Genomic DNA, 19,132 nt, shown 5'->3' with positions numbered 1-19,132 from the left:
GCGATCAACCTGTCGGTGGCGGCCAGCCGCCGGGGATGCGGAAGGTGAGGTCGGCTGCGGGGACGCCGGTTTCCAGCTGGGCCTTCTGCAGGTGGCCGGAGTAGTCCCAGTTGACCGCCTGCCACCGGGTGACCTGGTCGAGCACCCAGCGTCCGGACTGACGGGAACCGTTACCGGACCGGCCGTTGCCACCGAAGGGCAGGTGCGCCTCGGCCCCGGACGTCGAGTTGTTGACGCTGACCATGCCGGCGCTGATCCTGCGGCGGAACCGGAAGACCGTCGCCGGGTCATTGGTGTAGATCGACGAAGACAGGCCGTAACCGGGCGCGTTGGCCAGTTCTATCGCCTCGTCGAGGTGGCCGTAGGTGGTGACGCCGACGATCGGGCCGAACGTCTCCTCACCGAACACCTCGTCACCGGGACGCACACCGTCGAGGATCACCGGATGGTAGTACAGGCCGGCCTCGGCGACGCCGACGAACCCGTTGCGCGGGCGGGCCGCGTCGATCCGCCCGACCGCCGAGGATCCCGCAACCCGGTGATGGTCACGGATGAACCCGAGGGTGCGTTCGAAACCAGCGGCGAACCGCCGATCGAGCAATGGCCCGTAGAGGACGTCGGCGAAGGGGTCACCGATCGCCGCCGCCTCGACCGCGGTCACGAACCGGCGAACGAACTCGTCGTGCAACGACGCGTGCACGATCACTGTGCCCAGCGACGTGCACCGCTGCCCGGCCGTGCCGAAGCCGGAGAACACCGCCCCGGCGACGGCGGCGTCCAGATCCGCGTCGGGTGCGACCACCATCGGGTTCTTCCCGCCGAGTTCCAGGCAGGGGGTCTGCAGGTGCCGGCCGCACAGCTCACCGATCATCCGTCCGACCTCGGTCGAGCCGGTGAAGCCGACCTTGTCGACGCACCCTGCCTCCAGCGCCCGCTCCAGGCCGGTGAACGTCTCCGCCCCCTCGGCGGGCACCAGGCCCAGCACGCCGGCGGGTACCCCGGCGTGGTGAACCAGCTCGGTGAACGCCTGGGCGCACGCGGCCGCGTAGACGGCAGGCTTCCACACGACGGTGTTGCCGCACAGCAATGCCGGGACGATGTACCACGCCGGAACCGCCACCGGAAAGTTACCCGCAGTTATTACGGCCATCACACCGACCGGCTCCCGGAAGGTGAACAGCTGCTTGTCGGGCAGTTCCGACGGCACGGTCTCGCCGTAAAGACGCCGGCCCTCGCCGAGGAAGAACCGGCAGGTGTCGATGATCTCCTGTACCTCACCGCGCGCCTCGGCCAGGGGCTTGCCGACCTCGCGGGTGACCAGCTGGGCGAGCGCGTCGGCGTTGTCCTCGACCAGGCGCCCGAGGTTCGCGATGACGGCTCCGCGCACGGGTGCGGGCACATCGGCCCAGCCGGGCTGGGCGTCCCGGGCGATGCGGCAGGCAGCCAGCAGTTCGGCGGGGCTGGCAAGCACGATCTCCGCGACGACCTCGTCAAGATGGGCGGGGTTCGTCGAGCGGCTCACCGATCCCATCACGTGGCCGGGACGCTGGTCAGTACCCGCTCAAGGGCATCCACGCCGAGGGAGAGCTCGGTGGCCGAAACGGTCAACGCGGGCCGGAAGCGCAGTGCCCGCAGACCAGCGGGCAGGACCAGCACATGCTCCTCGGTGCGCAGCCGGCACACCACCTCGTCGCGGATTCCGGGTGCGGGCAGGTCGATCGCGCACAGCAGGCCGCGCCCGCGCGGGTTGGTCACCAACGACGGGTGGCGCCGGGCCAGCTCCCACAGGCCGGCCAGCAGGTCAGCGCCGAGCTCGCCGGCCCGGGTGAACAATCCGTCAGCTTCCATGATCTCCAGCATCCGCCGGGAGCGGACCATGTCGACCAGCCCGCCACCCCAGGTCGAGTTGATCCTTCCCGCTACACAGAAGACGTTGTCGGGCACCTCGTCCACCCGCCGGCCCGCCATCACCCCACCGACCTGCACCTTCTTACCGAAGGCGACAACGTCGGGATGCAGGCCCAACTGCTGGTAGGCCCAGGCCGACCCGGTGCTCCCCACCCCTGTCTGGACCTCGTCGAGGACGAACAGCGCGTCATGGACGTGACACAGACGTTCCATCGCGGTGAGGAACTCCGCCCGCAGATGGTTGTCGCCGCCCTCACTCTGGATCGGTTCGGCCAGGAAACAGGCGATGTCGTGTGGATGGCGGGCGAACGCGGCCTCGGCCTGGGCGAGTGCGCCCGCCTCGGCCGCGGCGAGGGCCGCCAAGCGGGTGTCGTCCAGCGGGTAGGTGACCGCCGGGGTGTCGATCCGCGGCCAGTCGAAGGTGGGGAAGCGGTCGGTCTTGACCGGGTCGGTGTTGGTGACCGACAGGGTGTAGCCGCTGCGTCCATGGAAGGCGTGGCGCAGGTGCAGCACCCGCATCCCGAGCGACGGCGACCGCCCCGCCTGGGCATTGCGGCGGCTTTTCCAGTCGAACGCGCACTTCAGTGCGTTCTCGACGGCGAGCGCTCCGCCTTCGACGAAGAACAGGTGGGGCAGGTCCGGGTCGCCGAGGACCCGGGCGAACGTCTCGACGAACCCTGCGTAGGCGGCGGTGGCGATGTCGGGGTTGGCCGGCTTGTTGACCGCCGCGGCGGTCAGCTCGGCGAGAAAATCGGGGTCGCCGGTCAGCTCCGGCGGATTGACCCCCAGCGGCGCCGATGCGAAGAAACTGTAAAGATCCAGATAGCGCTGGCCGTCACGGGCATCCACGAGCCAGCTGCCGCGGCTGTGCTCAGTGTCGAGGACGATGTCGAAGCCGTCGGTGCGGACGTGGCGGCCCAGCACCTCCAGCACCCGGTCCGGTGTGACCGGGCGGTGGGCCACGGTCGGGCTCCCGGTGACCAGGGAGATCCGGCCCCGCATGGGGACCGCGGCAGGTGTCGTCGACATCCCACCCCTCCTTCCGCGCACATCTCGCGTGGAGCACACCTCGCCGGGACCACTTCCCGCAAGATCTACTTCTTGTAACGTCCGTTTCTCGCAAAGACGGCGAAACATTCGGCAAATGTCTCTTGATCGTCAAGATACTATCCTTGCAACCCGGATTCAAGACAAAATTTTTCCCCCGAGATGGAGGATGTCGCATAGCCGACGTCACCGGAGCAGCGCTGCCACGCACGGGCGAACGCATCAGGGACAATCGGGGACACCATCCGCCAATCGAGCGGGCGGGCGGGTGGCAAGGAGGAGGAAAAGACGTGCTCCAGCCGTTGTCGGACGACGACCCGCGCGAGGTCGGTCCGTACCGTCTACAGAGCCGGATCGGCGCCGGCGGCATGGGCATCGTCTACCTCGGGTTCGCCGCGGACAACAAGCCGGTCGCGGTCAAGGTGCCCTCGCCGGGGCTCGCCGACAACCCCGAGTTCCGCGACCGGTTCCGCACCGAGGTGACCGCGGCCGCGCGGGTGCGCGGCATGTCGGTCGCCGCGGTGATCGACGCCGACACCGACGGCCCACGCCCGTGGATGGCCACCGAATACGTCGAGGGCCGCAGCCTGACCGAGGCGGTGGCCCAGCGCGGCCCGTTCACCGGACGCCTGCTCGACGGGCTGGCGGTCGGGCTCGCCGACGCGCTGGTCGCGATCCACGCGGCCGGGGTGGTCCACCGCGACCTCAAACCATCCAACATCCTGGTCACCTGGGATGGCCCGAAGGTCATCGACTTCGGGATCGCGAGGTCGTCGGACTCGACCAGCCACACCCGTACCGGCGTGCTCATCGGCACCCTGGTGTGGATGGCACCCGAACAGCTACGGGGTGACCGGGCCGGGTCGCCGACCGACATCTTCGCCTGGGGTGCGTGCGTCGCGTTCGCCGCCACCGGCCGCCAGCCGTTCCGGGGTGAGCGCCCCGAAGCGATCGCCGTCCAGATCATGACCGCAGCCCCCGACCTGACCGGTGTGCCACCGGCCCTCACCGCGGTGCTGGCCCGGACGCTGGACAAGAATCCGGCACGGCGCCCGACCGCCACACAGCTCGTCGCCGGGCTCGTCGGGCACGATATCGTCGACGCTGGCGAGACCGTCCGGGCGGCACACACCGCCCTTGCGCAGTGGTGGTCGTTGCCGCCCACCCCGCCGCAGGCACCGTCCGAGCAGGCGCAGGAGACCTTCCGCTCACCCACATACCGGACGCGGGCCGGCGGCGGGCCGGTGCGCGGCGAGCCTTACCGGGGCGACGAGCCGTACCCGCCAGCCGCACCGCACCGGGGCGACGAGCCGTACCGGGAGTCGCAGCCAAGCCCGTCACGGCCCCGCCGGCGCGGCACGTTTGCCGCGGTCCTGGCAACCGTCCTGGCGCTGGCGGTCGTCGGCGGGATCATCGCCGCCATGACATTAAGCGGGCACGGCTCCCCCACCGGGGACAACGGCGGGCTGGCGGCGGCGGGGCAGACGACGCCGGCGGCGACCGCGACCACAACCACCCACCGGAGCCCGACGCCGTCGGGCCGGCCCACTACCGCGACGCCGACCGCCACCCCGTCTCGGACACCGACACCGACACCGACGCACGGGCCTCTCACCCTCGCCGAGGCGTCGAACATCGTCAACGGGCAGGGCTACGCGGTGACCGACCAGACCGGCTTCCTCACGGGCCGGACTCTCAACGTCCTCATCGGCCGGGACACCGGCTCCGCTGGCACATCCCGCGAGTTCGCGTTCTTCTTCGTCGGCACCGATATGATCGGTAAGGATTTCATCGAGCCGAGCGCCGGCATCCATGTCGTGTCCGCGACGCAGATGGTGAGCGTTCTGCGTTACGACCTGTACGAGCCGTCGGACAAGGTGTGCTGCCCGACCGCCGGCACGGCTGATGTGACGTTCCGCTGGGACGGCAAGAAGCTCAACACCGACCCGTCGACGATCCCGCCGAGCGACCCCAACGTCCACCGCAGCCGCCGCTGACCGGATGACTTCATCTCGCCCGGCGCTGGACCGTGGACATCACCCCAGGGGACGTGGAGGAGGGAAAGAAACGGGAGCAGGATATGGATCCGGAGCATCAACGGGCACGCCCGCCATTCTCACCGACCCGCCCGCACATCAGCCCTGTCCCCGCCGGGCATCCGACCACGACTCAGCTCGCCTGGTCGAGCACAGCCTGGGCCTGCACCGCAAGCAGCGCCATGCCCAGGCTCTCGGCCGTGCGCAGTGCCTTACGCGCGAGGTCGGTGGCTTCGCGGCCGGCGCCAAAGCCGCCATCCAACAGCACTGCCTTCGCCCTGTCCAGCCGCAGCCGCGCCCGATGGGGACGCGACGAGCCGATGAGCCGGTCTGCCCGATCGAAGTACCGTAGCGCTTCGGCCGAATCTCCGGCGGCCAACGCGAGGATTCCGCTGAACCTCGCGACCGGTCCGATCAGGACGGTCGGCCATCCTGCAAGGGCAATCTCGTCGGCGTGCCCGGCAAGTAGCCCGCGCAGGAGCGGAATCAGGCGGGCGATCTCGTGAGTGCCGACCTGAGCCTCAGTCAACGCTACACAGGATTCCGCAAGCAGCGACAAGGTCGGCACCGCCCACCCGTGCGGTGGCAGTGCGGCGAGGTCAGCCATCTCGTCGACCAGTGCCGTGAGCCCGTCCACCGCCTCGTCGTAGTGTCCTGCTTCGCAGTGGGCCAGGACCAGCCCGGCGGTCCAGATAGGAAAATACCCATGCTGTTCAACCCCGTCGGCCATACCGGAGCCGAACAGATCCGCCATTTTTCCCTGCTCGCGCAGCAGCCAGTAGACCTGACCCATCCAGGTCTGCCGCAACGTGCCGGCCGGCACGACGAGGCTGGCTTCCAACTCCTCGACTGCGGGTTGGGATTCGCCGGATATCCGCCTCGCGGCTGCATCGAACCTGCCAAACCAGAGGTCGAGTACAATGTCCAGGGTATTTTGTAACCACCGCCCGAGAGGCCGGTGGTTCTGGGCGACATAGCGACGGTGGTCGTTGACGGTGGACAACGCGCTTGGGACACGGCCGAGCCTGAGCTGGTCGATCGCCAACGCAACCAGGGCTTCACTGCGGAAGTAAACGGACCGGGCACGGATGCTCGCGTCGTGAAGCTGCTCGGCTATACCGACGAGCTCCGCTGGCGCCGCGAAATCATAGAGGCCCCAGCGGCATTCGTTTAACACCTCGCACCGCACGGCGGGGTCGTAGTCGGGCGCCAGTTCCCGCAGCGTGTCGCGAGCCAGGGCCACCCCGGGTCGGATATGGATGCCGGCTTCAGGACTGTCCTGAGGCACTGCCATCGTCAACTTGTGCGCAAGGTGGGCGCGCAGCCGCAGGCGCAGGGCCGTCGAGTCCTCATCAGGGTTGTCTTCCAAGGCGGCAAGACTGCTCCGGATGATCTGCAGGAGTTCGTGGTCAACCTGACCGGGGTCGGACCATCTGCGGGCCAGTTGAATCGCCGCTGCCGCCTGCGCCGCCGGCAGATTCTGACTCTCGGCCGCATAATACGCCTGTAAGTACTGCTGGCCGGCCTCGTGCATATCGCCGATATCAGCCCTAGCATCGCCCAAGGTAATCAACAGGCCAACTCGGATAGCTGACTCGCAGGGCAGCCGAAGACCTGTTTCGGCCCACACCACGGCCGCATCCGTCCCGAATCCACCCATTTCCGCCCGGGCTGCATCGAGGCAAGCCGCCGCGACCTGCTTCTGCGGCAGGTCCCTTCCCGCGGCGCGGGCATGGCGTGCTCGCCGCACCGGCAGCGCAGGATCGACCCAGCCAGGTGATCGAGTCCGCTCTCCGAACACTGCGAACGCCCTGGCATGCAGCCATCGGGTAAAGGCCGGGTCCCGCTCAACATCCGCGAGGACCTCTTCGCGCCGGATATCATGACGAAAGCGGACACCATCGTGTGACTCGACAACCCGGGTGGCCACGGCGGCCACCTGCTGGCGATCGGCTTCTTCCTCGTCCAGGCCAAGCATCTGAGCAACCAGCGTGGTATCGATCTCCTGACCAACGCTGGTGATCGCCGCGGCCGCAAGCCAGAGCAACGGGTCGGAGGACTGACCCGGCCGAAGCTCAAGCAGGACAGCCGGTCCCCTGCCTGCTTCCGTCACCTCGCACAGCCGCAGCGGGAGGCCGCCGGTGACGCGGACAACTTCGGCAACCTCCGCCCCGGTCGGCTCACGGTCCCACATCTGATCAAGCCATTGGTGCACATCCTTCGGGCGCAGTGCGGACAGGAGCAGTGGTGGGATGATGTCACGCGACAGCTCGGGGATGTCGCGCCACCCCTCGCCCGGCCTGCCCGCGAGAACAAAGCCGACCGGGACGTGGCCGAGTCTTCTTCTGACACTGCCCAGCAAGTCGTGTGCGACCGGACTGAACAGGTGGACGTTGTCGAATACGACGAGAAGGCCCCGGCCCCGCGCGATCAGGAGTAGCAGTTTGCAGAACATGGAAGCGAGCTGCTCAGGGTCACGTTCGCGCCCCGGTGGGGCGGGCGTCGCGACGGCCGCCGCAGACAGAAAGTCGGTCAGGATCTTGTACTCCGCAGGCCTGAGCGGACCGGGTCCGGTGGACAGGTCACGTCGCGCGCACGCCCACAACGTGCCAATGAGGAAACGCCATGGTTGCAGGTCATCGAGTTCCTGACACGTGATCACATCCATCTGCACCCGCGTACCGTCCGCAAGTTGTGCCAGTTCCCGCAACAGCCGAGTCTTGCCGACTCCGGCCGCACCACGAATGGCCAACAAGGCTGGCGATCCAGCCGCCACCCGGTCGAGTAACGATGCGGCAACAGCAATCTCCCGCTGTCGGCCGATCATTATTCCCGGGCTGCCTCGCCCGTGCTCCCCCAAGACGCCGTTCTGCCGTTGGTGCACATCAACACCGTCGTCATGCGCGGCCAGCAGGTCACAAGCGCGGCTTACAGCATCGTCATGGCCAATCCGCTCGCGACGCGACACAATGACCTCCTCCGCAGCAGCTACGCCCTCGTCCCGCAGGGTGACGAGAAAACGCAGGAGCCAGACTGCGTCCGTGTCACCCTGCCCGATGCCGATGGATGCGCTGGCAAGAAATGCTGCATCCTCGTAACGGCCCGACCGTAACGCAAGCTGGGCAACACTACGGACAAGGTAGGCCCGCTGCTTTTCGAGCCGATCACGAAAGTCACAGCAGACCCCTGGCAGAGTCCAGTCCCTGCCGGTGGTGTCGAACGGGCCACCACCCCATCCACTCGCGGCCGTCAGGAAGACGTCCAAGGCCGCCGCGACGCTGCCACGCTCGAGCAGCTCCCGGCCCTGCCGTACATGTGCCACAAACCTGTGGGCATCCACGGCCGCCGAATGGGTGCCCCGTGATACCTCCGCCAGCTCATACCCACGTAGTTCCCGAGCGAACCGGACGTCCAGCCCGCCACGTCTGAGTTTTGCGCGCAGCCTGGAGATGATCGGCGACAACCCGTCGGCTTCCGGTATCTCGTCGTCCTCCCAGATCGCGGATACCAGTGCGTCCCGCCGTACCGGCCCGCCGGCCGCGACCAACACCGCCAACGTCTGCGCCTCCTGCGGCGCGATTTTCTGCGGTCTCCTGTCGATCACAATGTCAACACGACCGAGCACCCTGATCTCGACATCAGCCATGTCCACCAACCTTGCAGCTTGAGGTCCGCGACCGATCCGGCCCTCGCAAGGTTGCCGCAAGGACCGCCCCACACAGTGGTACCACGACCGAAATCCCGCTGGACGCGACCAGCGACTCAAGCATATGAGGTGGGCCGAACAGTGAACATCGAAAACTTTTCGACCAGTGGACTGAATGAACACCAGATGAAACAGATCCAAGCGGACGTGCAACATGAGCGTGCGGTCCAGGAAGGTCGTCCACTCAGTGCCACCATCATGGGAACAACTGGGGTGGGAAAATCCTCGTTGTTCAACGCCCTGTTCGGCACCGACTTGGCGACCGGCGACGTCCGACCGGTCACCAAGGTGCCTGAACCGGTCTCCGTAGTCGGCATCTCGGGACATTCCATGATTTTCTGGGATATGCCAGGCATAGGCGAGTCTGGCAGCGCCGACACGCGTTATCTGAAAATGTACCAGAAAAAGCTGATAGAATCTGATATTGTCATCTGGGCAATTCACGCGGATAACCGATCAACCACGTACGACCAGCTGTGCCTCGGCAAGATGCTGAACGCCGTCGCCCCGTCACAACAGCTGAGTCTGATGAGCAAGCTGACTTTCGTGCTCACGAAGGCCGACATTCTGACCCCGCCGCCATGGGTTTTCGACATGCACGGTGAAACGGGATCGTTCGCGCCCAGCGGACGGCTCGCTGCCCGACTGGAGGAAAAATCCGCTTACTATGAGAGCGTCTTCCTGGAACCGTGGCACGACCTGCTGACGTCCAGCACCTACAACCACGCGCAGTTCGACGTCGCTGACAGCCGCCTGAGCTTCGACGAATACACCGTCCGTTACCATGGGCATTTCACCCAGACCGTGTGCGACAAGTATTCGGCACGCTATCCGGCGCATGCCGAAATCTTCTCCCGGCTACGCGATAATCATCGCGTCCTGCCCTGTTCGGCGTTGTTCCGTTTCAATCTACTGCCGTTGATGGTTACGGTCGTCAACAAGCTCGGGCCAGGAGCCGTCTTCCGCTTCCAACGACTCCTCGACGATATCGACAGAGTCACCGACGTACCGGTGGACGCGGTCCGCGGATACGGCAACTTCGTGATCTGGGACGCCAAACGCGGACGCAAGGCGTTCGACCTCCAGAATCTTTCCCTCAAAGCAGCCCGGTAGGAAGCAAGGAGAACAATCATGACGACACTGAGCGACGACGACATCATCCATGCGGTCAAGCAGCGGCGGAAGCAGAACACCGAATACCGCATCCAGCTTGACGTTGCGGTACAACGGAAGGACGAGCACGAGATCAGTCGTCTCATTCAGAAGGCAGTCAAGAAAGTCTTGGGTATCATCGTGGACGTGACCTTCGACATCGTCCGGGAGGTCTGGGACTGGCTGCGCGGGAAATAGCCATCGACCTGGCACATGCATGGTGGGCGTGGGTAGTCACCGCAGCCTGCGCCCACCATGTGTCGACCCCGTCGTTACCCTCGCAATAAACCAACCCTCGGAGTTCCGTATGCGTAAATTACGAATCCTGATAGCCGGACTCTTACTTCTGAGCATATTTGTCACGGTCCAGCAGTCGGCCAACGCGCAGGCGTCCGCATCCACCACCGTCACACTTTACCGAGTCGGCAGTATCGGCTGCGATGGCAATTCCCACAACGAACCCGCCGGCTCGGTCACGGTTACCCGCGCAGAATCTCAAATCACCGTTGGCATCAACGTAAACGACAACCTCTACCCCTCCCAACCCTTCACGGTCGAAGCGTGGGAGGAAGCGCCGGGTTGCTACCCGGACAACGACCTCGTTGTTCCCGGGGTCGGCCTGACGACAGACGCAGGGGGTTCTGGTTCGACCAGCTTCACTCTCCCGCTTCCGTATGTACAGCACTTTCCGAACGGCAGTACCGTGACGATGGGAGACGGCATTGGCACGGAACGACTGATCGTGGTCCTGGATCGGTCGGGTTCAACCGGTGCCGGGGATTCCTACGCCTCTGACCCGATCCCACTACCGGCGATCGACCAGCACGACGTGACGGCCGATTTCGCCAGCCAGTCCGAGTCAACTGGCCGCGCCACGCGGTTTGACGCCTCCGCGTCGTCCGTGCCGGCCGGATCGACCGCAACGTATTACTGGGACTTCGGCGATGGCACACCCGTAGTGTCCGCGTCGACTCCTGTGATCACGCACACGTACAGTTATACCAATACCGGGGCCAGGAACGTCTCGTTGACCGTGGCGTCCAGCCTAGGAATCCGCAATACCACAACAAAGCAGGTAAAGGTACCAGTGGACACCGTTCTCGTGCTGCTGAACGGCATCGCACCCCTCGGTGTAGCTTCCAAAAAAGGAGCATACGAACAGGTGGGCGGCGATACCTACCGCGATCTTCTGGCATTCCTCGGTTGCGGGAACGTACCTGCGGACAGTGTAACCGAGCAGTGCAACGACGGAGCCGGTGCGCGGCTGTTCTGGTCACCGTTCTCCTATCTCGGCCCGAACGGCCAGGCAGCGCCATTGCCCTACGGCGGCGCCGATACGCACAAACCGCTGGCGACAACTGCACAGTACCTCGATGATCAGGTCAGACAGATCCGAGCGAAACACCCCGATGCGAACCTGATATTCGTCGGCTACAGTGAAGGCGGTACCGTCGCGGCCCGATGGGCGGCGGCCAGGGACAGTTACAGCACTCCTGTGATCACTCTTGACTCGATGCTGTACGGATTCTGGCCCGAAAACCGGAGCACCTCCACAGCGGAGGACATCGCGGACTACTGTGGCACCTCACGCGGCGACAACCGTGTCGCAACACCAGGACCAACCAACGTGTTGTTCTACACGGTGTGCAACTCCTGGACGCTCGGCGGATTTCGCAGCGACGTATCCTATGACTGGCGCGCGGAACGGGTCTTCGGGACAGCTGGTGATTTCAGCCGTGTCGGCCCACTACAGTTGTTCAACGCCACAAACCGTAATGACGTCGTGGCTCCGCCATGGTGGAACGTCTCACCGTTGGCCGACGGGCACAAGGTCGTGAGCTGTCTGGAAACCGACCAGCTGAAACACGGCCATGGCTGCATACTCCAGTTTCCTGCCGCCCAGGCAGTCTTCAGCGGCATAACGGGAGTCGTGGCAAAGAGCCTGGGCTCGGCGAAGGAACTCAAAGCCCCGTCCGCAGCGGAGAGTGTCGAGGGCTGGGGTGACAGTGATCACATACAGCAGTTCTCGGGATTCACGACCGGTATCAGCGTCCCCAACAAGGCTTCGATCGTCGCGGTCGCGGAGTGGGGACAAGGTGAGGGTGCCGCGGTGAGCCAATTGACGTGTGTCGTCAAGCCTGCGGTCCCGGTTCAAACCGTTGACCTACAAAGCACGAACTGGCGCTCCCACTCATATGTCGTATTCTGGCGACCTAGCACGCTTCCAGTCGTCATGGCGAGCCGGGTCCGTGTCCTGCCGTTTGCTGACACCACCCGGTTCCAAGCTCAGGTGTCGGCGCCAGACCTGGGATTGCTCTTTACGTCAAACCCCTGCGGCTAATCCGCGGTCCGTACAGGTGGAAGCGAAGCCACGGTCATGCCCTAATTCGACCATGACCGTGGCTTGCCCATCATCGACGGTAAGTCCCGCTGGTGTCCGTGGTCGTGAAGAAAGTCTTCGATAGTGGCCAGGTAGAGGTCCCGCCGCCGCTGATCGGTTGGCACTGACCGGTGGCACTGTCATGCTCGGCGGTGGACATTGTGCGCTTTGGGGCTGTGCCGCGTGGTCCGGCCGGTGGACCGGCTACCCGCCGTCCAGCGGGACGACGCACAGCCGAGCCGCGATGTCCTCGACCTCCGCCGCACCCTGCGCAACATCCATGACGAGGTCGAACGCCGCGTCGTCGGTCAGGTCGACCAAGTGGCCGTTGATGTCAAGGAACACCACGGTCGCCAGCCAGGCGAGGCGCTTGTTGCCGTCGACCAGAGCGTGGTTGCGGGCGACTGAATGCAGCAACGCGGCGGCCTTGAGCGCAAGGGTCGGATAGGCGTCCTGCCCGAAGGCGCTCGACCGGGGGCGGGCCGTCGCCGCGTCAAGCAGACCGATGTCGCGCACCGGACCGGCGCCCAGGTCGCGTACCAACATGAGCAGGTCCTCCAGATCGAGATACGCGACGCGACTCACACTGTGCCCAACCGGATGAGCACATCCCCCCATCGATCGATCATGCGGTTGGAGCTGTCCCGTACCCGGGCAGTGTGCCCAGCCCGCTCGTAGCGCTCCAGGACCGCACGCCGGATGATCTCCTGCCGGGAAATGCCTTCGCTGGCGGCCAGTGCGGTCAGGGCGTCTTCGAGCTCTTGGTCGGTACGCACCGTAAAGGCCATGCCGAGATGATACCGCCCCGATACCAGAAGCCGGTCGTGCGGACGAGTGCGTCCGCGACGGGTGCAGCGGTGACGCCGCGACCGCGCTGTTCCCGGCCTGGCTTCCCGACGCGGAGCTACTCGACGGTCCGGCCGGCACGGGTCAGTCTTGCTGCCCGCCGTACGGGTCGCGCAACGCTCGATCCGCGTGCGCACCGCGAACCGACCGCTGCGCCTGTGCCATCGGCCCCGCTGCGACATAGTGCTGCGTCCGGCCGTGCCCGACCTCTTCGATCAACCCGGCCTTCTTCAGCCCCGCCAGGTCACGGATCGCCTGATCGGGAGTCAGCCCCTCGTCCCGGGCATAGGTGCCGCGCCGCACCCCGCCCGGACGAATGCCTGCGTACAGCGCGGCGACCCTCCGCTCCCCCACACCAGCCCCGGCCGGTACCGGCCGGGTGACCGTTCCAGCTCACTGCGCATCATCGTGAAGTGCAGCACCGACAGCAGCATCGGATGGTAGGTGAACACCTCGAACCGGGCTGCCTGCTGCACGTAGGTCAGCGCGTCCGCGTAGCCGGCGATCGCCGCGCGGGTCTGCCGGTCGTGCGGTGTCGCCATCTCCTCGCACTCGGCCGCGACCGCTGCGTCCCCGTCGTCATCGACGATTTCCCAAACCTGGCCAAGGCCAACCCGAGCCTGCCGTCCGTCATCCAGAACGCACTCGCCCCGCTGCGCACGGAACGGGACACCAGCCCGCTATTCAGCGAGGCCCGGTATCTACTCGCCGACGAGGACAACAGCACATCGTCCGTCCTACGCAGACTCGCCCTCAGCCAGGCGCGGCAACGGCCAGACCTTCCTGGCTCGCGGCGGCGGACAGGCGCTTGTCATAGGTGACGAGGACGAGTGACGGTACGTCGAGCCGGAGTGCCGTCGCGAGATGAATGGCGTCCAACGAGCGCAGTAGTGGATCGGTCAGGGCCGCGGCGGAGGCGAGGATCGACTGCTCGACGGGCACGAGCATGACTCGCGACAGCACGTCGGATACCCGTGGGAGAGCAGCCGGGTCGCTGCGGCGCACCGCTCGCGTCACTTCGAGCATGGCCAGCGCGGACGACACCGCCGGTCGGGACCGGGCCGCCAGCCAGGAACGTAGCGCAGGCGTCTCCGGCTCCGGCCGGGTCAATTTCACCAGAGCGCAGGAATCAAGATAAATCACATGGATTCCTCGCGTAGTTCCGCAATCACCTCGGCTGCATCGCGACCATCCCAACTGCCGGTGGGCGTCGGCTCCGGGAGGTCGGCCAGGCTCGCTGTCGGCGCGGCGACCCGCCCCTCGGCCAGGAGCTGGTCCAGGTAGTCGCTGCCTGTCTGGGCCAGTTCGGGCATCAGCCTTGCCCAGGGCCTTCCATTGCGAGTGATCATGATCGTCTCTCCCTCATGGGCGCGATCAACCCAGGTGCCTACGGCATGGCTGAGATCCCGCATGCTCACAGCAGTCATACCTGGAGTCTAACAACTGTTAGACACCGTCCGGCCGATGTGGTGCCCGCCGGCGGATCGGACGTCAGCCACGGCGCAGACGTCGGACGGCCCGGAGTTCGGACGGACGCTGTACAGCACGCACCGCCACCAGGGCAGGATCTGTCATAGGTGTAGTTATCATAGGTCTGATTCTGTGAAATAAAGAGTCTGGGAGATCGTTGCGATGCAGGTGCTGCACAGGCCGGACGACATGTTCGACCGGGAGTCCGAGTGGAGAGCCCTCGCCGATTTCGCCACCGATCCCGGCGCCGGAGCCACGCTCGGTGTCGTGTCCGGCCGCCGACGCCAGGGCAAGACCTTCCTCCTGCGGGCGCTGTGCCAGGCGACCGGCGGCTTCTACTTCGCCGCCGACGAAGCCGCCGACGGCGAGTCGCTCCGCCGGCTCGGCGCCGATCTCGCCGACCACCTCGACGTCCCAGCCCCACTGACCTTCCACACCTGGCACAGCGCCGTCGACGCCCTGCTCGCACTCGGCCGCGACCGCTGCGTCCCCGTCGTCATCGACGAGTTCCCATACCTGGCCAAGGCCAACCCGAGTCTGCCGTCGGTCATCCAGAACGCACTCGCCCCACTGCGCGCGGAACGGGACACCAGCCGCACCCGTCTCCTGCTGTGCGGATCAGCCATGTCCTTCATGGGCCGGCTACTCGGGGGCAACGCACCGCTGCGGGGACGCGCCGGCCTTGAGCTCGTCGTACCGACCCTGGACTACCGCCTCGCCGCCGAGTTCTGGGGAGTCGACGACCCGGTCACCGCCCTCAAGGTCAACGCGATCGTCGGGGGCACCCCGGCCTACCGCCGGGAATTCGCCCGCGACGACGTGCCCGCGGGCCCCGACGACTTCGGCCCCTGGGTCATTCGCACCGTGCTCTCCCCCACCAGCCCGCTGTTCCGCGAGGCCCGGTATCTACTCGCCGACGAACCGGACCTGCGCGACACGGGTCTGTACCATTCGGTGCTCGCGGCGATCGCGGCCGGCAACAGCAGCCGCGGCGGCATCGCCTCCTACCTGGGCCGCAAATCCGGTGACCTGGCACATCCGCTGACCGTCCTCGAGGACTGCGGCATGATCACACGTGAACCCGACGTCTTCAGGAACAACCGGACCAACTTCTGGATCGCCGAACCGCTCCTGACCTTCTACCACGCGGTGATGCGCCCGATCTGGTCCGACCTTGAGTACACCCGCGACGCCACCGGACTATGGCAACGCAGCCAGCGCAGGTTCGTCGGCAACGTCCTGGGCCCGCACTTCGAACACATCTGCCGCCACTGGACCCGGCATCTGGCACCGGCCGGGCGTTTCGGCGACTACCCCAACCGCGTCGGCGCGGGAACCGTCAACGACCCGGCCAACAAGACCAGCCACGAACTGGACGTCGTCGCGTTCGGTCTCGACGACGACAACCACGCACCACTGATCGCGATCGGGGAGGCGAAGTGGGGTGAGACCATGGGTATTGGCCATCTCGAGCGACTCCGCCGGATCCGCGCCCTACTCGTCACGCAGGGACGTCTCGGAGCCCAGAGCGCGAAGCTTGCCTGCTACAGCGGCGCCGGGTTCAGCGCTGAACTCCGGGGAGTCGCCGCGCAGGACACCGGCATCGTTCTGGTCGGCCTCGACGATCTCTACCGGAGGTCTTGACCGGGCGACTTGCCGATCGCTGGCGCAGATCCGGCGCCACCGACGACGCGATCGAGGGAGTGGACGTCGTCACCCGGCACGCGCCTTCCGGCCGGGTCGCCGCGTAGAGCGCGCAGACCTACGGGTGGCAGACGTCTCGCCGATGCCGGATGGAGTGGATCTCTACCAGGTGCTTGGCCTCGTCGATCCGGTAGATGACGCGGTAGGTCCCGCGGCGGGCCGAGTAGAAGCCGTCGAAAGGCTCGTCCAACGGCTTCCCGACCCGGTGAGGGTTCACGGCGATCGCTCGCTGGATCGTCTCCAGCGCGGCGGCCGCGACCTCCAAGGGCAGGTCCTCGTGGAGGTTTCTACGTGCCCTGCGCGGCAGCGCGACCTCGTAGGGCGCGCCGCTGGCGACCATCACCCGCCCCCGGCGCGCCGCTGTTCCAGTTCGGCCCGGACCTCGCCCAAAGCGAAGACGTCGCCGGCCGCGAAATCCTCCCGCGACTGCCGCAGATCCGCGAGAGCCTCGTTGTCCGACAAGAGGTCGAGGGTCTCCCGCATCGACTCGTACTCCGCGACAGAGATCAGCATCACATCCGCGCGCCCGTTGCGCGTGATCGTGAAGTGATCATGCTCTCTGGCTACCCGCTCCGCCAGCTCGGCAATCCGGGTCTTCGCCTCGGTGATCGGTATGGTCTCCATGAGGGCCACAATAGCGACCGGTCATTATTCTGACCGCTCTGGCGACCGGGTGGCCTGACTCCCGCCGTAGGTCCGCCGCCCACCCGCCAAGCTCGCCGACGTCCCGGATCGCCAGCGGGCCGACTGGCCGCGGTCGAGCCACCCTTCGTGGGTGCTAGGTCGGCCATGACGTTCTGGCGCGAAGTCAATGCGCAGCTCAAAGCAGGCGTGCTGATGAACGGGTCTGCTCGCATACTGGGCGCGGCCCATGAGCAGTACCCAGCAAGCCGCGTGTTCAAAGGCGGTCGACCACGGCCAGAAGGCAGATGGTCGCTTCCTTCAAAACCCTCGGTGCGCTCGCAGGGAAACCGCTGATCCGATGCGCGACCTACTGGGCGGCACCGTCAAGGATTTCGGCGAGCTCTGCGGGGCGGCTGAACATCGGCCAGTGCCAGGTAGGTAGCTCGGTGTACCGCCAGGTGTCTCCGGCCATGTGCCGGAGGGCGGGCACGGTTGCCGCCATGGCGCGGACCTGTTCGATCGTGAAGGTGCAGAGGATCGCCAGCCGGGGCAGCTTCTCCCACTTGCCGGTCAGCCGTGCCGGTGAGGTGGCGGTCGCCCAAGGCTGCGGGACCGAGCTGGTGGTGAGCGCTTCAATTGCCGCATCGTCGACGTCGGGGACGGAGGCGGCGAGCGCCGCCCACGGGGGCGGCGGTAGCTGCCAGCCGTCGCCGTAATTCGCGACGAGTTCTGCATTGGCCGTCTGCTGCTCGGGCGGTGTGAAATCGTTTTGCGACATGCCGTCGGGCAGAGGACCGGTGTCGACGTAGACGAGTTGCTCGATGCGCTCGGGGAGCCGGTCGGCGGCTCCGGTGATCACCAGACCGGCGTAGCTGTGTCCGACGAGGATCACGTCGTGTAGGTCGCACGAGGCCAGCAGGTTCACCACGTCGTCGATGTGGGTTTCCAGGTCGGTATCGGGCTGCGCCTGGCTCGCACGCTCGGCCATGCCGGTAAGGGACACCGGATGCACATTGTGCCCGCGCTCGCGCAGCGGTTGAGCAACGGGGCACCAGGCCCATGCGCCGAGCCAGAATCCGGGAACCAGTACGTAGGTCGCCATGTGATCAACGTAGAGTCGATACCGGACAACATCCGACCGGATTGGTGGAGAATCTTGGCCCGGCCCACGGCGCGCGTGCTCACTCTGCTTGGGCTGTTGCAGGGTGGTGGCCAGCACACGGTCGGTGAAATCGCTGAGCGTCTCGGCGTCGATGAGCGGACCGTACGCCGCTACGCCGAGCACCTTGCCGACCTCGGCATCCCGATTGAGGCCCATCGCGGCCGCTACGGCGGCTACCGGCTGGCGCGTAGCTACAAGCTCCCGCCACTCATGCTGACCGACGACGAGGCCATCGCGGTCGTGCTCGGCCTCACTGCCGGCCGCCGCTCCGGGCTACTGACCACCGAGGTCGCTGCGGCCGATAGCGCGATGGCGAAGCTGCAACGCGTCCTGCCAGGCGCACTGGCGAACCGCTTGGGCTCGCTGCTGTCCACCACACGGTTCACCGCGCCCAGCCGTGTGGGTGTCCCGCCCGGGGCAACCGTCCTGCTTGAGCTCGCCGAAGCCGCCCACCAGCGGCGCACCGTCACCATTGACTACACCGCATGGGATGGGCGCAGCGGTCAACGCTCGCTCGACGCGTATGGGCTCGTCTTCCACGCTGGCCGCTGGTACGTAACGGGGCGCGACCATCTCCGAGGTGAGGTCCGCACATTCCGGCTCGACCGCATCGCCCAGGTCCGTCCGGCTGACGGCAGTTACGACGTACCATCCGGCTTCGACCCCGCCGAACACGTGCTGGCGGGAATCGCAGCCGTTGCCTGGAAGCATGAGGTTGCCGTGGTATTGCATACCACGCCCGACGAGGCGAAACGACGGCTGCCACCAACCATCGGCACACTGACCGAACGGTCCGACGGGGTGTTGTTGAAAGCCCGAGTCGAAAGGCTCGACGGTATGGCCCAGATGCTCGCCGGACTCGGCTGGTCCTTTACCATCGACAAGCCCGACGCCCTTCGCGTGGAAGTCGCCGCCCTCGCCGATCGGCTCAAGGCCGCCGTGGCGTCCCGCCCCTCCGGAAGGTGAATCTGGCCGGGTTCACGCGGTTCAGGGCGGTGTGTTTTCTCCGTGTAGACCAGAGCGAACGACTGCAACGGGAGTAGATCGGAGTCCCATCGCGGGGGCATAGTACTACAGCCACAGTGATCGCCGCGTGG

18 protein-coding genes are annotated in these 19,132 nt (G+C 66.3%); 6 read left to right on the top strand and 12 right to left on the bottom strand.

Annotated elements, in window-relative coordinates:
* Nucleotides 1-4: 4 nt before the first annotated feature.
* Entirely contained in the window at nt 5-1,531 is a 1,527-nt protein-coding gene (locus U9978_RS08455; RefSeq protein WP_416210897.1) for an aldehyde dehydrogenase family protein, read from the bottom strand.
* Nucleotides 1,531-2,937, bottom strand: a complete 1,407-nt coding sequence (gene lat, locus U9978_RS08450) for an L-lysine 6-transaminase (RefSeq protein ID WP_322760508.1) — start codon at nt 2,935-2,937, stop codon at nt 1,531-1,533. Before lat ends, U9978_RS08455 begins: the two co-directional genes overlap by 1 nt.
* Before the next feature lie 308 nt (nt 2,938-3,245).
* Here lat and U9978_RS08445 point away from each other — a divergent pair, with 308 nt between their 5' ends.
* The gene (locus U9978_RS08445) at nt 3,246-4,952 is read left to right on the top strand and encodes a protein kinase domain-containing protein (protein WP_322760507.1); all 1,707 of its coding nucleotides are present in this window, start codon (nt 3,246-3,248) and stop codon (nt 4,950-4,952) included.
* Nucleotides 4,953-5,124: 172 nt separating this feature from the next.
* Here the strand turns inward: U9978_RS08445 and U9978_RS08440 are convergent, their stop codons facing one another.
* A complete protein-coding gene (locus U9978_RS08440) occupies nt 5,125-8,637 on the bottom strand; it encodes an AAA family ATPase (protein WP_322760506.1) in 3,513 nt (1,170 codons plus the stop codon).
* 141 nt (nt 8,638-8,778) lie between these two features.
* Between U9978_RS08440 and U9978_RS08435 the strand changes: the two genes are divergently transcribed.
* The 3 genes from U9978_RS08435 (at nt 8,779) to U9978_RS08425 (ending at nt 12,190) form a co-directional block, all read left to right on the top strand.
* Complete coding sequence (locus U9978_RS08435) at nt 8,779-9,810, top strand: GTPase family protein (RefSeq protein ID WP_322760505.1); 1,032 nt, start codon at nt 8,779-8,781, stop codon at nt 9,808-9,810.
* An 18-nt stretch (nt 9,811-9,828) separates the two neighbouring features.
* The gene (locus U9978_RS08430) at nt 9,829-10,047 is read left to right on the top strand and encodes a hypothetical protein (RefSeq protein ID WP_322760504.1); all 219 of its coding nucleotides are present in this window, start codon (nt 9,829-9,831) and stop codon (nt 10,045-10,047) included.
* 109 nt (nt 10,048-10,156) lie between these two features.
* Entirely contained in the window at nt 10,157-12,190 is a 2,034-nt protein-coding gene (locus U9978_RS08425) for a PKD domain-containing protein (RefSeq protein ID WP_322760503.1), read from the top strand.
* 243 nt (nt 12,191-12,433) lie between these two features.
* Here U9978_RS08425 and U9978_RS08420 read toward each other — a convergent pair whose 3' ends face one another.
* From U9978_RS08420 to U9978_RS08395, 6 genes are all read right to left on the bottom strand, one after another.
* Entirely contained in the window at nt 12,434-12,814 is a 381-nt protein-coding gene (locus U9978_RS08420; RefSeq protein ID WP_322760502.1) for a type II toxin-antitoxin system death-on-curing family toxin, read from the bottom strand.
* Nucleotides 12,811-13,017: a CopG family transcriptional regulator gene (locus U9978_RS08415; protein ID WP_322760501.1), complete on the bottom strand. Its 207-nt coding sequence runs from the start codon at nt 13,015-13,017 to the stop codon at nt 12,811-12,813. The genes U9978_RS08420 and U9978_RS08415 overlap by 4 nt, the downstream gene beginning before the upstream one ends.
* Before the next feature lie 142 nt (nt 13,018-13,159).
* Nucleotides 13,160-13,429, bottom strand: a complete 270-nt coding sequence (locus U9978_RS08410; RefSeq protein WP_416210896.1) for a hypothetical protein — start codon at nt 13,427-13,429, stop codon at nt 13,160-13,162.
* Nucleotides 13,342-13,617: a hypothetical protein gene (locus U9978_RS08405; protein WP_322760499.1), complete on the bottom strand. Its 276-nt coding sequence runs from the start codon at nt 13,615-13,617 to the stop codon at nt 13,342-13,344. Before U9978_RS08405 ends, U9978_RS08410 begins: the two co-directional genes overlap by 88 nt.
* A 211-nt stretch (nt 13,618-13,828) precedes the next feature.
* On the bottom strand, nt 13,829-14,218 hold the full coding sequence (locus U9978_RS08400) for a type II toxin-antitoxin system VapC family toxin (RefSeq protein ID WP_322760498.1): 390 nt from the start codon (nt 14,216-14,218) through the stop codon (nt 13,829-13,831).
* A complete protein-coding gene (locus tag U9978_RS08395) occupies nt 14,215-14,502 on the bottom strand; it encodes a type II toxin-antitoxin system Phd/YefM family antitoxin (RefSeq protein ID WP_416210895.1) in 288 nt (95 codons plus the stop codon). Before U9978_RS08395 ends, U9978_RS08400 begins: the two co-directional genes overlap by 4 nt.
* A 205-nt stretch (nt 14,503-14,707) precedes the next feature.
* On the opposite strand from U9978_RS08395, the gene U9978_RS08390 reads away from it, so the two are divergent.
* Complete coding sequence (locus tag U9978_RS08390; protein ID WP_322760497.1) at nt 14,708-16,189, top strand: ATP-binding protein; 1,482 nt, start codon at nt 14,708-14,710, stop codon at nt 16,187-16,189.
* 118 nt (nt 16,190-16,307) lie between these two features.
* On the opposite strand, the gene U9978_RS08385 is transcribed toward U9978_RS08390, so the two are convergent.
* The 3 genes from U9978_RS08385 to U9978_RS08375 all read right to left on the bottom strand — a co-directional run bounded on the left by U9978_RS08385 (nt 16,308) and on the right by U9978_RS08375 (nt 17,975).
* Nucleotides 16,308-16,589, bottom strand: a complete 282-nt coding sequence (locus U9978_RS08385; protein WP_322760496.1) for a type II toxin-antitoxin system RelE/ParE family toxin — start codon at nt 16,587-16,589, stop codon at nt 16,308-16,310.
* A complete protein-coding gene (locus U9978_RS08380) occupies nt 16,589-16,873 on the bottom strand; it encodes a type II toxin-antitoxin system Phd/YefM family antitoxin (protein WP_322760495.1) in 285 nt (94 codons plus the stop codon). The genes U9978_RS08385 and U9978_RS08380 overlap by 1 nt, the downstream gene beginning before the upstream one ends.
* 367 nt (nt 16,874-17,240) lie before the next feature.
* Nucleotides 17,241-17,975 (bottom strand): alpha/beta hydrolase, encoded by a 735-nt coding sequence (locus tag U9978_RS08375; protein ID WP_322760494.1) that lies wholly within the window; start codon nt 17,973-17,975, stop codon nt 17,241-17,243.
* A 54-nt stretch (nt 17,976-18,029) separates the two neighbouring features.
* Between U9978_RS08375 and U9978_RS08370 the strand changes: the two genes are divergently transcribed.
* Nucleotides 18,030-19,001, top strand: a complete 972-nt coding sequence (locus U9978_RS08370; protein WP_416210900.1) for a helix-turn-helix transcriptional regulator — start codon at nt 18,030-18,032, stop codon at nt 18,999-19,001.
* The last annotated feature ends 131 nt before the right edge of the window (nt 19,002-19,132 follow it).

Origin of the sequence: Protofrankia sp. Cr2 (genome assembly GCF_963555885.1) — a bacterium.
Classification (GTDB): Bacteria; Actinomycetota; Actinomycetes; order Frankiales; family Frankiaceae; genus Protofrankia.
This window is presented reverse-complemented; position numbering and strand designations above follow the sequence as displayed.

Bases quoted from the DNA above. Each gene is read 5' to 3' on its own strand.
- U9978_RS08380 (WP_322760495.1), bottom strand. From the start codon at position 16,873: ATGGAGACCATACCGATCACCGAGGCGAAGACCCGGATTGCCGAGCTG.
- U9978_RS08455 (WP_416210897.1), bottom strand. From the start codon at position 1,531: ATGGGATCGGTGAGCCGCTCGACGAACCCCGCCCATCTTGACGAGGTC.
- U9978_RS08440 (WP_322760506.1), bottom strand. From the start codon at position 8,637: ATGGCTGATGTCGAGATCAGGGTGCTCGGTCGTGTTGACATTGTGATC.
- U9978_RS08390 (WP_322760497.1), top strand. From the start codon at position 14,708: ATGCAGGTGCTGCACAGGCCGGACGACATGTTCGACCGGGAGTCCGAG.
- lat (WP_322760508.1), bottom strand. From the start codon at position 2,937: ATGTCGACGACACCTGCCGCGGTCCCCATGCGGGGCCGGATCTCCCTG.
- U9978_RS08425 (WP_322760503.1), top strand. From the start codon at position 10,157: ATGCGTAAATTACGAATCCTGATAGCCGGACTCTTACTTCTGAGCATA.
- U9978_RS08395 (WP_416210895.1), bottom strand. From the start codon at position 14,502: ATGACTGCTGTGAGCATGCGGGATCTCAGCCATGCCGTAGGCACCTGG.
- U9978_RS08405 (WP_322760499.1), bottom strand. From the start codon at position 13,617: ATGGCGACACCGCACGACCGGCAGACCCGCGCGGCGATCGCCGGCTAC.
- U9978_RS08375 (WP_322760494.1), bottom strand. From the start codon at position 17,975: ATGGCGACCTACGTACTGGTTCCCGGATTCTGGCTCGGCGCATGGGCC.
- U9978_RS08415 (WP_322760501.1), bottom strand. From the start codon at position 13,017: ATGGCCTTTACGGTGCGTACCGACCAAGAGCTCGAAGACGCCCTGACC.
- U9978_RS08385 (WP_322760496.1), bottom strand. From the start codon at position 16,589: ATGGTCGCCAGCGGCGCGCCCTACGAGGTCGCGCTGCCGCGCAGGGCA.
- U9978_RS08430 (WP_322760504.1), top strand. From the start codon at position 9,829: ATGACGACACTGAGCGACGACGACATCATCCATGCGGTCAAGCAGCGG.